This window comes from Mesorhizobium sp. WSM4842, from assembly GCF_055901575.1.
Genome location: NZ_CM148372.1, coordinates 2,365,137 through 2,378,498 on the forward strand (window position 1 = coordinate 2,365,137; position 13,362 = coordinate 2,378,498).

12 protein-coding genes are annotated in these 13,362 nt (G+C 63.5%); 2 read left to right on the top strand and 10 right to left on the bottom strand.

Translation table 11 applies throughout. The features are described from left to right. Positions 1–239: 239 nt before the first annotated feature. The 5 genes from leuA to AC0NIE_RS11445 all read right to left on the bottom strand — a co-directional run bounded on the left by leuA (position 240) and on the right by AC0NIE_RS11445 (position 5,292). Entirely contained in the window at positions 240–1,958 is a 1,719-nt protein-coding gene (gene leuA, locus AC0NIE_RS11425; RefSeq protein ID WP_473486880.1) for a 2-isopropylmalate synthase, read from the bottom strand. 516 nt (positions 1,959–2,474) lie between these two features. Beyond that, positions 2,475–3,563 carry an AbrB family transcriptional regulator gene (locus AC0NIE_RS11430; protein WP_473486840.1) on the bottom strand — a complete coding sequence of 363 codons (1,089 nt, stop codon included), beginning with the start codon at positions 3,561–3,563 and terminating at the stop codon, positions 2,475–2,477. Between the two features lie 69 nt (positions 3,564–3,632). Further along, on the bottom strand, positions 3,633–3,941 hold the full coding sequence (locus tag AC0NIE_RS11435) for a putative quinol monooxygenase (RefSeq protein ID WP_473486839.1): 309 nt from the start codon (positions 3,939–3,941) through the stop codon (positions 3,633–3,635). 46 nt (positions 3,942–3,987) lie between these two features. Then, complete coding sequence (locus AC0NIE_RS11440) at positions 3,988–4,788, bottom strand: SDR family NAD(P)-dependent oxidoreductase (RefSeq protein WP_473486838.1); 801 nt, start codon at positions 4,786–4,788, stop codon at positions 3,988–3,990. Between the two features lie 69 nt (positions 4,789–4,857). After that, positions 4,858–5,292 (bottom strand): DsrE family protein, encoded by a 435-nt coding sequence (locus AC0NIE_RS11445; protein WP_473486879.1) that lies wholly within the window; start codon positions 5,290–5,292, stop codon positions 4,858–4,860. 98 nt (positions 5,293–5,390) lie between these two features. Between AC0NIE_RS11445 and AC0NIE_RS11450 the strand changes: the two genes are divergently transcribed. Further along, a complete protein-coding gene (locus AC0NIE_RS11450) occupies positions 5,391–6,470 on the top strand; it encodes a hypothetical protein (protein WP_473486837.1) in 1,080 nt (359 codons plus the stop codon). Next, positions 6,467–6,694, top strand: a complete 228-nt coding sequence (locus AC0NIE_RS11455; protein ID WP_473486836.1) for an antitoxin — start codon at positions 6,467–6,469, stop codon at positions 6,692–6,694. Before AC0NIE_RS11450 ends, AC0NIE_RS11455 begins: the two co-directional genes overlap by 4 nt. Before the next feature lie 17 nt (positions 6,695–6,711). Here the strand turns inward: AC0NIE_RS11455 and AC0NIE_RS11460 are convergent, their stop codons facing one another. The 5 genes from AC0NIE_RS11460 to AC0NIE_RS11480 form a co-directional block, all read right to left on the bottom strand. After that, positions 6,712–7,641, bottom strand: coding sequence for a cation diffusion facilitator family transporter (locus AC0NIE_RS11460; RefSeq protein ID WP_473486835.1), 930 nt, complete (start codon positions 7,639–7,641; stop codon positions 6,712–6,714). A 28-nt stretch (positions 7,642–7,669) separates the two neighbouring features. Next, the gene (locus AC0NIE_RS11465) at positions 7,670–9,859 is read right to left on the bottom strand and encodes an anthranilate synthase (protein ID WP_473486834.1); all 2,190 of its coding nucleotides are present in this window, start codon (positions 9,857–9,859) and stop codon (positions 7,670–7,672) included. A gap of 262 nt (positions 9,860–10,121) precedes the next feature. Then, on the bottom strand, positions 10,122–11,177 hold the full coding sequence (locus tag AC0NIE_RS11470; protein ID WP_473486833.1) for a M14 family metallopeptidase: 1,056 nt from the start codon (positions 11,175–11,177) through the stop codon (positions 10,122–10,124). Between the two features lie 198 nt (positions 11,178–11,375). Continuing rightward, complete coding sequence (locus tag AC0NIE_RS11475; RefSeq protein ID WP_473486832.1) at positions 11,376–12,752, bottom strand: FAD-containing oxidoreductase; 1,377 nt, start codon at positions 12,750–12,752, stop codon at positions 11,376–11,378. Beyond that, the gene (locus tag AC0NIE_RS11480) at positions 12,749–13,210 is read right to left on the bottom strand and encodes a DUF4126 domain-containing protein (RefSeq protein WP_473486831.1); all 462 of its coding nucleotides are present in this window, start codon (positions 13,208–13,210) and stop codon (positions 12,749–12,751) included. Before AC0NIE_RS11480 ends, AC0NIE_RS11475 begins: the two co-directional genes overlap by 4 nt. Positions 13,211–13,362 lie beyond the last annotated feature (152 nt).

Sequence of the window (13,362 nt, forward strand, 5' to 3'; positions counted from 1 at the left end):
TGCCCTGCCATACAAGCATGCAGCCATTATGCGATCGCGTACCCCACCGGATAATTTTCTGGTGGTTAACGGCGCGAAAGACCAGAGCAAGAAGTGGGTTCATCTTGCTCCAGCGCTGTTAGCTTTCGACAGCTTGTCTAGAGCGGTTCAGCTTTTTGATGGACCGCCGAACCGCTCTAAGTATTTGTTTTTGCGCAATTCCGGACGGAAAACCGCTACGCACTTTTCCTGGAATTGCTCTAGTCGACCTTTCGGTCGACGATGCGGTTGGCGGCGGAAACGACGGCTTCCAGGGAAGCGGCCACGATGTTGGTGTTGATGCCGGCGCCGAACAGCTTGCCGCCGGGATGCTCCATCTCGACATAGGAGATGGCCGAGGCATTCGAGCCGCGCTGCATGGAGTGCTCCGAATAGTCGAGCACCGACATCGGCACGCCGACATGGCGCGACAGCGCGTCGACGAAGCCGTCGATCGGGCCGGTTCCCGAGCCCGAAATCGTCACCTCCTTGCCCCTGTCCAGGATGACCGCCTCCACCGCACGCCGGCCCTTGGTCTCGAGGTCCGGATAGGTGTGGTGGTCGAGGAACTTCAGCCGCGCGCCGGGCTGATCGACATAGGTTTCGAGAAAGCGCTCGTAGATGCGCTTGGCCGGCACCTCCTTGCCTTCGGCGTCGGTGATCGCCTGGATCGCTTGACTGAACTCGATCTGCAGGTTGCGCGGCAGGTTGAGGCCGTAGTCCGCGTGCAGCACATAGGCGATGCCGCCCTTGCCGGACTGCGAGTTGATGCGGATGATCGCCTCGTAGTTGCGTCCGACATCGGCCGGGTCGATCGGCAGATAGGGCACTTCCCAGTACGGCGTGTTGGCCTTGCGCAACGCCTTCATGCCCTTGTTGATGGCGTCCTGGTGCGAGCCGGAAAAGGCGGTGTAGACGAGCTCGCCGACATAGGGATGGCGTTCGGGAATCTTCAACTGGTTCGAATATTCGTAGACGTCCTTCATCCGGTTTATGTCGGAGCAGTCGAGCTCGGGATCGACGCCTTGCGTGTACATGTTGAGCGCCAGCGTGACGATGTCGACATTGCCGGTGCGCTCGCCATTGCCGAACAGCGTGCCTTCGACGCGGTCCGCGCCCGCCATCAGGCCGAGCTCGGTGGTGGCGACGCCGGTGCCGCGGTCGTTGTGCGGATGCAGCGAAATGAGCAGGTTCTCGCGGTTGTCGAGGTTGCGGCACATCCATTCGATGCGATCGGCATAGATGTTGGGTGTCGACATCTCGACCGTGGACGGCAGGTTGATGATCAGCTTGTTATCCGCCGTCGGCTTCACGATTTCGGTGACGGCGTTGCAGATTTCCAGCGCCACTTCGAGCTCGGTGCCGGTAAAGCTCTCCGGCGAATATTCGAAACGATAACCGCCGCCGGCCTTCGCCGCCATGTCGGTGATCATCTTGGCAGCATCGGTGGCGATCCGCCTGATGCCGGCAACGTCCTTCTCGAAGACGACGCGGCGCTGCAATTCGCTGGTCGAATTATAGAAATGCACGATCGGGTTGGTGGCGCCCTGCAGCGCCTCGAAGGTGCGGGTGATCAGTTCCGGCCGGCACTGCACCAGCACCTGCAGCGAGACATCGGCTGAGACATTGCCTTCTTCGATGCACCAGCGGGCGAAATCGAAATCGGTCTGCGAGGCAGACGGGAAGCCGATCTCGATCTCCTTGAAGCCCATGTCGAGGAGCAGGGCGAACATGCGCGCCTTGCGCTCGTGGCCCATCGGGTCGATCAGCGCCTGGTTGCCGTCGCGCAGGTCGACCGAGCACCAGATCGGCGCCTTGTCGATGACCTTCGAAGGCCAAATGCGGTCGGTGAGACCGACCGTCGGGTAAGGTTGATATTTCCGGGCTGCCTCCGGCATGCCTCGGGCTGCCTCCGGCATGCCCCGAGCATCCTTGCCCATCTCCCCGCTGTCTGCGCGGATCTCTTCTCGTGCGTTCATTGTCGTCTCTCCCGGCGGCTCGCGGGATCCGCCTTCAGGCGGATTTGGTGCCGAGCGGCGCCTTTACCAGATGTTCATCCGCTTGATGTGACTTGCCAATTTTGAGACTGGCCAAGGAGCATGCGCGTGAGCGGCGGTTCGACCGCCGGGCGCTCCTTCAGCGAACCCGGCGATCGCCGATAAGGCCGAGAAGCAGCAGAGCGGAAGCAAGCGCGCGCACGGTCTCGCCAGCAAAGCCGGTCTGACGGGAAGCGACGGAGGTGGCGCGGTTGATCATGGCGGTTTTCATACAGGAGCAGCCAAAGAGAGGCAAGTGGGGCCGAACGACTGTGGGGCCGAACGACTGGCGTTTCTTATACTGCCCGACGCATTCCTGAGCGACTGGGCTGGTCCTTCAGCGGCCGCGAGCAGATTGCGTGGCGCCTGATCCAATTAGGTGACAGCGCCGCAGGTCTTTCTGCAGCCGCAGATTACCCTCTATTCCCTCAGACTTCGCGCCACCAGCCGCGCCACGCTTGGCCCGATCAGCAGCACGACGAGGAAGCGTGCCGATTGCAACGCCATGACGAAGGAGATGTCGACGTGCTGTGCGGCGGCGGCGATGATGGCGACGCTATCCATGCCGCCGGGGCTGGTCGCCAGATAGGCGGTCAGCGGATCGATGCCGAGCACATGGCTGATCATGAAGCCGAGACCGCCGCAGAAGGCGATGAGGATGATGATCGAACCGACGATCTGCGGCAGCGCCCGCGTCGCGTGCCGCAGAATTGCCCTGGTGAAATTCAGGCCGATCGTCCAGCCGATCATCGTATAGCCGAGGGCAAGCAGCCAGGGCGGCAACTGCATCGGCACGCCTAGTCCGAGATGCACCGCAGTGCCGAACACGAAGGTGCCGAGGAAGAAGGGCGACGGCAGCCTGAGCAGCTTTCCGATGAGGCTGCCGACGAGCGCCACGCCAAGTGTCGCGGCAAAGGCTGTTGGATCGATCGGCGGAAACCAGATGACGGCCGGGACCTCGATTCCTGATGTGTCGACCCACATCTTTGCGACAAGCGCGGCAGTCATCGAGACGAAGATGACGCGCAGATATTGCATGAAGGCAACGAGGCGCTGGTCGGCGCCGAATGCGCCTGCCATCAACACCATGGCGGTGGCCGCGCCCGGCGATGAGCCCCAGACTGCGGTGGTGCCGGGCAGGATACGCCAGCGGCTGATCAGCCAGCCGAGCAGGCTTGACGCAGCAACGGTCGCCACCACGGTGCCGAGGAACAGCGGCCATTCCCTGTAGAAGACCGGAAAGATGTCCGCAGAGATCGAAGCCGCGACAAGGCAGCCGACGATCGCCTGGGCGGCGCCGAACAAAGGGCGCGGCACGCGCACCGTGGCGCCGTTGGCGCCGGCCAGGATCGCCGCCAGCATCGGCCCGATCAGCAGCGCCGCCGGCAAGGCGGCGAATTCCAGCGCGCCGGCAAACAGGATCGAGAAGATCAGGAGGGCCAGCCACTGCCAGGCTTTGGGTATCCGCGCCATGCGTTCGACGGTCGGCTGGTCTGGCAGGGAATCCATTTTTCGGTCTTAGACCCGAAGAGGGGAGATGCGAACCCCGCGGCGGCGAAAAATGCGTCCGCTCAGGCGTCAGTCGGTTTTGATGGCGGGCAGGCCGAAGCCGCCTACCGGCTGGGTCTCCACCTGGAATTCGAAGCCGGCGATGATCGGCCGCGCCTTGGCAATCGCCGCCTGGACTTCCGGCAATTGCAGCGAAGCCTTGTGGCTTGCCTGGTCGGTCCACACCTCGGTCACCCAGATCGCGTCGGCATCGGCCGGATCAGTGGCGATGATGTAGCTCAGGCAGCCCGGCATGGCGCCGGTGCTGGCCAGCAGGACATCCATCATTGCGTCGCGCTGGCCGCGCGTCGCCCGCATCTTGCCGATCAGACCATACATTGCCGGTTTCTCCGTTGGCTTCCGCGACAAGTATGCAGGTCGCCGCTCACGGCATCAACTGGCCACCATTCACCTCGATCACCTGACCGGTGATGTAACCACTCAACAGAGCGGACGAGAGGAACAGATAGGCACCGACGCAATCCTCGGGCGTGCCGGCGCGGCCCTGCGGAATGGTGGCAACCATGGCCTTCATATGCTCCTCGGTCGAATAGCGCTCATGGAAAGGCGTCGCGATGGTGCCCGGCGCCACCGCGTTGACGCGGATGTTGAAGCCGATCAGTTCCTTGGCCATGCCGCGGGTCACATTGGAGACGAAGGCCTTGGCCGAGCCATAAAGGCCGGCGCCGCCGCCGGCGCCATTGCGCGCCGCAATCGACGAGGTGTTGACGATGAAGCCGCCCTGGCGCTTCAGCCATGGCATCGCCTTGCGCGATGCGGTCAGCACGGAGCGGGCGTTGAGGTCCATCACCGCGTCGTAATGCGCCTCGGTCAGTTCGGCATAGGGCACGCGCCCAAGCATGCCGCCGGCATTGTTGACGAGACCGTCGAGCCGGCCGAAATGTTGCGCGCTGTCTTCGACGACGCGCTCGACATCGGCGGGGATCGAGAAATCGCCCTGGATCAGGAATACCTCGCCGCCGCCGTTGCGGATGGTCCCGGCCAGGTTTTCGGCAGCTGCCCGACTTGAGTTGTAATGCAGCGCGACGCGGCATTTTTGCGCGGCGTAGGCCAGTGCAAGTGCCGCCCCTATGCCGGTCGAAGCGCCGGTGATCAGCACCGCCTTGCCGGCGAGGTCGGGGATGACCAAAGTGGGGGTGAGAAGGGCGGTTGTGGTGGCTGGCACGTCTATTCCTCCGGGACTCTCCCACTCTTCGTAGGGCCTCGCCGCCCTCATGTTCAAGTCAGTAGAGGTTCAGGGCCGCAAATAGGCGTAGCCCTGGCGCTGCAATTCGGCGAGCTTGACGACGCCGCCGGTCTCGGCGGCATGGAAGCCATCGAGGAGATCGGTGAGCGCAACATCCATGCCGTGCATGGTGTTGGCGCAAGCATGCGGGGTCAGCCCGTCGCGGACCAGGCCGGAAAAACGGCTGGAAATGGCAGCTGACGCGCTCTTCGACTTGAAGGCGGCGAGGGCCGGTCCATGCACGACCAGCACGATGTCGACCTTGCCGCCGGTGCCCTCATAATGGTTCTTGATATTGCCCAAAACGAAGCCGACCTTGTCGAGGTCACTGAGGTGATAGGCGACCTTCTGCCTTTCTTCCACGGCCGCCGCCTTCACCTGGCGCAGCCCGAAGAGGCCAGCGGCCCCGGCAAAGCCCACACGGAAAATATCGCGGCGTCGCATCATGTCGTTCTCCAGTATGCAGTCCTCGCAAATTGCGTGGCTTCGGCCTCGATCCTAGCATAAATTGAAGTCACGTCCTGTCGGGCGAGGAGGGGCACATGACATCGAGGACCATTGTGGGCGCCGGACTTGGTGGCGCCTTGCTTGCCGCTGTTGCCGGCACGGCCCTTGCCGACGATACGCCTAAGCTCACCGAACTCAGCCGGGACGGCAAGGATGCCTGTTTCGGGCGTGTCTATGATGCCGCGCATCTCAAGGTACATCCGAACCAGAAGGTGGGACGGATTTTCTTCTACTATGGCAGCGATCCGGTCAGCCACCCGAACGAGGAGCCGAGCAGCGCTCCGTCCGGCTACAACGGCTTCATGGCGACGACGGTGCGCAGCGCCAAAAAGCCCGAATGGGTCGGCGGTTGGTGCGGCAAGGATGACTCGCAATCGGGCGAGATCCATTGCGGCATGGAATGCGACCGCACCATGGCCTTACTGAACGTCGATGAAAAAGGCCGGCTGATCGTCTCCGGCGTGCATCGCAACCTTTATCTCGATGCCGGCGCCGAGGATGAGCTGGGCGAAAAGGAGTTTACCAAGCAGGCACTCGGCACGGAAGATGACGGCTTTCGGCTCGACCGCATGCCGGCGCAGACCTGCAAGGCCGAATTCGCACGCATCGATCCGGTCGATCCGGCGTTGGGAGCCCCGCTGCGTGAGCGGCTGAAACCGGACCAGCCGTTCTGCTACGGGCGCGACTACGATGCCGCGCATCTCGGCTCGCATCCCGATCAGCTTACCCACACCATCCGGGTTTTCCGGGGCCCGATCGAACTGGCCGCCTTCGCCAAGGACGGCGATCCCACAACCTGGCCGAGTGGTGCCGACATAGCTGTTTCCGTCACCACGCGCCACAAGGCGGCCAAGGTCACGCAGAGCTACAGTTGTGAAGGCGAAGCGGACCAGTGGCGCTGTGTGGCGGGCGGAAAGACAAGCGACTTTTCCTGCGATATCGTGGCCAGGGAGATTTATCTGCGGCGCGGCGCCAACGGCACGATGATGCTGGCCAACCCCAACAGCAGCCTGCCGATCGTTGACCTGTGCTCGAAGGCGGCCGGAGGCGAGACCGCATCCGACGACAAGGTCTACCGGCTGGAGCCGATGCCGCAGGCTGCCTGCGCGCCTTGACACTTTGGGTCAGAAAGGACAAGGCAAAGGTGTTCTGGTCAGGCCGCTCGCAGGCGGTGCGTCTGCCCAAGGAATTTCGTTTCGAAACCGAGGAGGTTTCGATCCACCGTCAAGGCCGGGCGGTCATCCTAGAGCCGCTCGCGCAGGATTGGGCCTGGCTCGACCAGGTGACCGGGCCGCTTGACGACGACTTTGTCGAGGCAGCTTTAGAACGGCCGACATAGATCTGATGATCGCCGCTTCACGCGAACGGCACTGCCGTCGTGCCCTTGGGCAGTTTTGCCTCGTCGTCGGGCTCGACATGGATGGTGACGCGCACCGAGGGGTTTTCGGCCTTCAGCGCATCTTCGATGCGGTCGCAGATGACGTGGCTGGCGCCCACCGACATGTCGGCGTCGACGACCAGGTGGAACTCGATGAAGGTGGCGCGGCCGGCAATCCGCGTCTTGAGATCGTGGACCTCCATTGCGCCCTTGCAATTGGCCGAGATGATGTCGCGGATGTGTATGTGCTCGTGTGTATCGACGGCGCGGTCCATCAGTCCGTTCATCGACGAGCCGATCACGTGCCAGCCCTGCCACAGGATGTTCAGCGCGACGATGACGGCGAGAGCGGGATCGAGGACTTGCCAGCCGGTGAGCACCGCGCCGACCAGACCAACGAACACGCCGACGGAGGTCGCCACGTCGGTCATGATGTGCCTGCCGTCTGCGACCAGTGCCGGCGACTTCTCGGTACGGCCGGCACGGATCAGCGTCAAGGCCCAGAAGGCGTTGATCACCGTCGCGACGCCGTTGATGGCAAGGCCGGTCCAGGGCTGTTCGAGCGGGACGGGATGCCGCCAGTACCACCACACTTCGTTGAGGATCAGAAGGGCTGCCAGCACGATCAGCACGCCTTCCAAAACAGCCGAGAAATACTCGGCCTTGTGGTGGCCGAACGGATGATCCTGGTCGGCCGGCTTGTAGCTGACCTGGATCGCCCAATAGGCGGCGGCAGAGGCAATGACGTTGACGATCGATTCCAGCGCGTCCGAATACAGCGCCACGGAACCGGTGATGTACCAGGCCGCCAGCTTCAGGCCGAGCACGACGAAAGCGACGATGATCGACCAGAACGCGAGGCTGGCGACCTTGCGCTTGGCGGCGTTTTTCGAATCGATAGCGGTCATTGATTGCTTCCGGCCGCCGAAACCGGAGCTAAGCCGCCTTTTCCTTGGCCTTGCGCGGCAGATGCGCAACGATGTTCTCGATGATGCGCATGCCGGCATTGTGGCCGAGCGTCATGATCGATTCCGGGTGGAACTGCACCGCAGCGATCGGCTCCTTGCTGTGCTCGAAGGCCATGATGACGCCTTCTTCCGTCTCGGCTGTGACAACGAAGCCGTCGGGCAGGCGGACCGGATCGGCGAAGATCGAGTGATAGCGGCCGACCGTCACCTCCTTGGGCAGGCCGGAAAAGATGATGCCCGGCTTCGACACGCGGATACGCGACGGTTTGCCATGCATCGGCACGTGCAGCTGCCGCAGCTCTCCGCCATAGGCCTCGGCCAGCGCCTGCAGGCCGAGGCAGACGCCGAAGATCGGCAGGTCGCGCGCGCGGGCTCGCTTGATGGTGGCGGCACAGTCGAAGTCCTTCGGCGTGCCGGGACCGGGCGACAGCACGACCAGATTGGGTTTCAGCCGGTCGAAGACCTCGTCCGGCACAGGCGTGCGCACGGTCGAGACATTGGCGCCGGTCTGGCGGAAATAATTGGCCAGCGTGTGGACGAAGGAGTCCTCGTGGTCGACCAGCAGGATGTTGACGCCGTCGCCGACGCGCGCGGTGGCGCGTTCGGTGTCGGCGGCATTGCCTGATTTGGCGTCGCGGATGGCGGAGATCATGGCGGATGCCTTCAGTTCGGTTTCGGCTTCTTCTTCCTCGGGAATGCTGTCGAAGAGCAGCGTGGCGCCGGCGCGCACCTCGGCGATGCCGTCCTTGATGCGGATGGTGCGAAGGGTCATGCCGGTGTTCATGTCACCGTTGAAATTGACCATGCCGATCGCCCCGCCATACCAGGCGCGCGGGCTCTTCTCGTTCTGCTCGATGAAGCGCATGGCCCATAATTTCGGTGCGCCGGTGACGGTGACCGCCCAGGCATGCGACAGGAACGCGTCGAAGGCGTCCATGCCTTCGCGCAGCCGTCCCTCGATATGGTCGACGGTGTGGATCAGCCGCGAATACATCTCGATCTGGCGGCGGCCGATGACGCGCACCGAGCCTGGGTCGCAGACCCTCGACTTGTCGTTGCGGTCGACGTCCGAGCACATGGTCAGCTCGGATTCGTCCTTCTTCGAATTGAGCAGCTTCAGGATCTGCTCCGAGTCGGAAATGGCGTCGTCGCCGCGCTTGATCGTGCCGGAGATCGGGCAGGTCTCGACACGGCGGCCATTGACGCGCACGAACATTTCGGGCGAGGCGCCGATCAGGTATTCGCCCTCGCCGAGATTGATGAAGAAGGAATAGGGCGAGGGGTTGATGCTCTTCAGCTTGCGGGAGATGTCAGAGGGCGGTGTCTCGCAGCGCTCGTAGAACATCTGGCCGGGCACAACCTCGAACAGATCGCCGCGCTTGAAACTCTCCATCGCCTTGCGCACCAGATTGGCATATTCGCCGGGCGCATGGTCGCCGCGCGGCGGGATGCGGTCGGCGGTCTTGAACGGCTCGACGATTTCGTCGCGCGGCAATCCCTCCGTCGAAAACCCGTCGCCGGAATAATCGTAGCGGTCGGTCCAGGCCTTGGTCGAATAGTGGTCGACGACCAGGATCTCGTCGGGCAGGAACAGCACGAGGTCGCGCTGGCTTTGCTGGCGCTCCAGCTTGTAGTCGACCGGATCGAACTGGAAGGCGAGATCGTAGCCGAAGGCGCCGTAGAGGCCAAGATTGGCGTCTTCCTCTGTCTTGAACAGAGCGGTGATGGCGCGCAGCACCGTGAAGACGGAGGGAACGCGGCTGCGTTCTTCCTCGGTGAAGACACGGCCGGGCTTGGCCACATCGAGGCGGATCAGTCTCTTCGACGTCTCGGCGATCGTCACGTCGTCAAGCCCGCCAAGCGCCTTGCCGATGACCGGCAGAAGCACCTCGCCGCGGCTGTTCAGCGCCTCGATGTGCACTGCGCGGCCACGCGCCGAGATCACCACCGGCGGGTCGATCATGGCGGTGTCCCAACGCGTATAGCGGCCGGGATATTCGTAATTCGAGGAAAACACGGCGCCACGGCGTGAATTCAGCCCGTCGATATAGGCGTCGATCGCGCCTTCATAAGGCCGATCATGACGCTCGCGGGTAATCGTCACGCCACCCGCCGTGACGAAGCGCTCCGCCCCGTTCTCCAGAATTTTCGTCGTCATTGCCGTCTCCATCAGCGTCTTGGCTATTTCAGCGTCTTGGGGCAACGGACCCGGGGCATGGCTTGAAAAAACAAATGGCCGCCCGGACATTCCGTTGCGGCCACCTTCTATTTTCACGCGCACGCGTTCGAACAGGCCGCTGTCAGCGAGCCCACCACCAAACGGTCTTGATCGAGCGCATGTTCATGGCGATTCCAATAGCGGCGATTGAACGGCCGCGCAACTGGATTCAATGGAGGGCATGGAGAAGGGCATGAGCCCCTCAATCCTCCAGCGTTCCCGATCGTGCATCGGCGCTCTTCCTGTCGCCGACCAGCTTCAGCAGATCTTCGCCGGCACGGATGATGCGCCGGGAACGCCGTGTCAGGATGATGCCCGCCTGCGGCGCGAACACCTGCGTGCGGCCGTCGGCTTCACCCGGCGCATGAACGATGGTGGCGAGCAGTGCGCCTTTTGCCACCCGGTCGCCGGGCTTCACGTCGTAGAGGACCGCGCCCGCCCGAGGCGCCGGCATCATGTCGATGTTTTCGAGCGGTGCAACGATACCGGTGAAGCTGCCGGGCGTGGACAAGGCCTGGTCCAGGACCACGCCGCGCCCCACCAGCAGCCGATAGAGCCCCTCGGCATCGGAGCCGGCCAGAGCGCCGTCGACATCGAGGATGCCGCGATACTCGACCGTGGTGGCGACGCGCCGGTCGAACCGGGCCACATCGGCAGGGACGTTCAGATACGGTGTGATCGAGGCGCCTTCGAAGGTGCCGTCGGTGTCCTCACCCCACAGGATCACCGCATCGACGCCCATGGCCGCCGCACAATCCGCCATTTCAGGCCATAGGCTGGCATGGACATAGAGGTAGGCGAGGCCCTCGTCGTCGCAGTGCAGGTCGAGCACGATGTCGTGGCCGATCGACAGCTGCAGCAGCCGCGTCTTCAGCCGCTGGTCGGCAGTGCCAAGCGCGGTGTCCGGCAAGAGCGTCGGGTCCGGCGCGGCCAGCAGCGGAAAGCCGCGGTTGAAGTTGGTGCGGGTGCCCAGGTGAAAACGGCCCTGATGCTCGCCGAAATGATACTGGGCGCGGCCGATCGGATTGGCTTGGGGTACGACGGTGATATCGCCCTTGATGCGGCCTTCCGCTTCGGCCTTTTCGAGCATCGGCATCAGCGCGTCGATGGCGACGACCCCCGGCAGTTCGCCGGCATGAAGTGCCGCCTGCAGATAAGCCGAAGGTGCGGCCTTGTCGCTGCCGTCAAAGCGGAGCACTGGGAATTCGTAGGAAACGCCTTCGCTGTCGCCGGCAATGCGCTCGATCGATTTCTGCATGATACGCCTCCAGGAAAGAGGCCGAACACATGCCCTTTCGCCGATACGCTGTCGATTGGTCCAGCCTGCTGCGCTATGGGCGCAACTATTCGGCGGTCATCAGCAGCTGGCGATTCCAGCATCTGCGACATCACCGCCACGGCGACAGCCAGCGGCGCCAAAGCCGCGCCGTTATGCGCTTGCCGCTTGCGGTCTAGCCTATGCCAGCGGCTTCAACTCCTGGGCGATGGTGGGCAGAAGTTCCGAGACGTTGGGGTGAATATGGGTTGCCCGCGCGAGTGTGCTGACCGGCTCCTTGGCATACATCAGATCGAGCACGCAGTGTATCGCCTCGTCGCCACCGGGGCCGAGCACCGAACAGCCGAGGATTTCCTTGGTGTCGGCGTCGACCAGGATCTTCATAAAGCCTTGCGTCTCGCCTTTCTCGATGGCGCGGCCGACGCGGGTCATCGGCCGCTGGCCGACCAGCGCGCGACGACCGGATTTTCTCACCGCCGTCTCGGTCATGCCGCAGCGGCCGAGCGGCGGATCGATATAGAGCGCATAGGCCTCGATACGGTCGCTGACCTTGCGCGGATCATTGTCGAGCAGATTGGCGGCAACGATCTCGTAGTCATTGTATGAGGTGTGGGTGAAGGCACCCTTGCCATTGCAGTCACCCATCGCCCAGATGCCGGGCACGCTGGTGCACAACTGGCCGTCGACGACAATGAAGCCGCGTTTGTCGACTTGGACGCCGGCCTTATCGAGGTTGAGATCGTCGGTGTTGGGCGTCCGGCCCAGCGCCAGCAATACATGCGAGCCGACCGCCGGCGCCTTGCCGGCGGTGAAGGTCACGGCAATCTCATTGCCCTGCCTGGCAAAGCTGATGTCATCGGTGCCGAGATGGACCGTAATGTCTTCGTTTTCGAGGATGGACAGGATGGCGGCCGAGACATCCTCGTCCTCGCGGGCGATCAGCCGCGGGCTTTTTTCGATCACCGTGACCTCTGAGCCGAAGCGGCGGAACATCTGCGCGAATTCGAGCGAGATGTAGCTGCCGCCGACGACGATGAGATGGCGCGGCAGCACGTCGAGGTCCATCATCGACGAGTTGGTCAGGTACGAAATGTCGTTGACGCCTGGCAGGTCGGGCACCGAGGCACGGCCGCCGGTGTTGAGGAATATTTTTTCGGCGGTCAGAAGATCATCGCCGACGCGCACGGTGTTGGCGGATTCGAAGCGCGCATGGCCGCGATAAAGCGTGCATTTGTCCATACCGGCAATCCAGCTTTCGAGATTGCCGCGGGCGTCGTTAGACACCTTGTCCTTACGCGCCTTGATCGCCTTGTAGTCGACGCCGACCGGACCGGAGAGTGTCACGCCGTAGTCGGCGGCGCGGCGGGCCAGATGCGCGGCATAGGCGCTGGCCACCATGGCCTTGGTCGGCATGCAGCCGGTGTTGACGCAGGTGCCGCCGACCAGTTTTCGCTCGATCAGCGCCACGCTCATGCCGGCCGCCGTCAGCCGGCCGGCGAGCGGCGGGCCGGCCTGTCCGGCGCCGATGATGATGGTGTCGAATGACTTTGCCGTCATGCCACGGCTGCCACGATCAGCAGGCCGCCGATGATTGCCACGGCGTCCTCGATAAGGGCGGCTGGCAGGTCCTTGCCGAAGGTGATGGCCAGGCGCTTGCGCAGCTCGGCGCCGCCCAGCGTGCCGATCACCGCCCCGATGGCGCCGGCGATCAGGCCGCCGATGGTGGCGCCGCCGGTCGCGCCGATCACGGCACCGGTGAAGGCGCCCACGACGATGCGTGCGCCGAACTGCTGCGGGACCTTGCGGCTCGGCGTCGACGGCAACTGATCGGTGACCAGCTCGGCGATGGCCAGGATGGTGAAGATGCCGACGGTGATCCAGTGGCCCATGAAACCAGCCCAGGTTCCGGCGACCGGCAGCCAGCCGAGATAAGCGCCCCAGGCGACGGCGGCAGGCGCGGTCATGGCGCGAAGGCCGGCAACGACGCCGATCAGAAGTGCAAGGATGTACAGCATGATTGATCCCCTCGATCACACGGCCTGGGATAGCCCAGCCGGGGTAGGCTAGCATAGGATCGGCATTTGACCAGAGGCCTGCGATGTCTGGCATTACCCGATTTTTATGGACTGTGCTTTGACACCACGTTGAAACAGCAGGGTAAGACAGG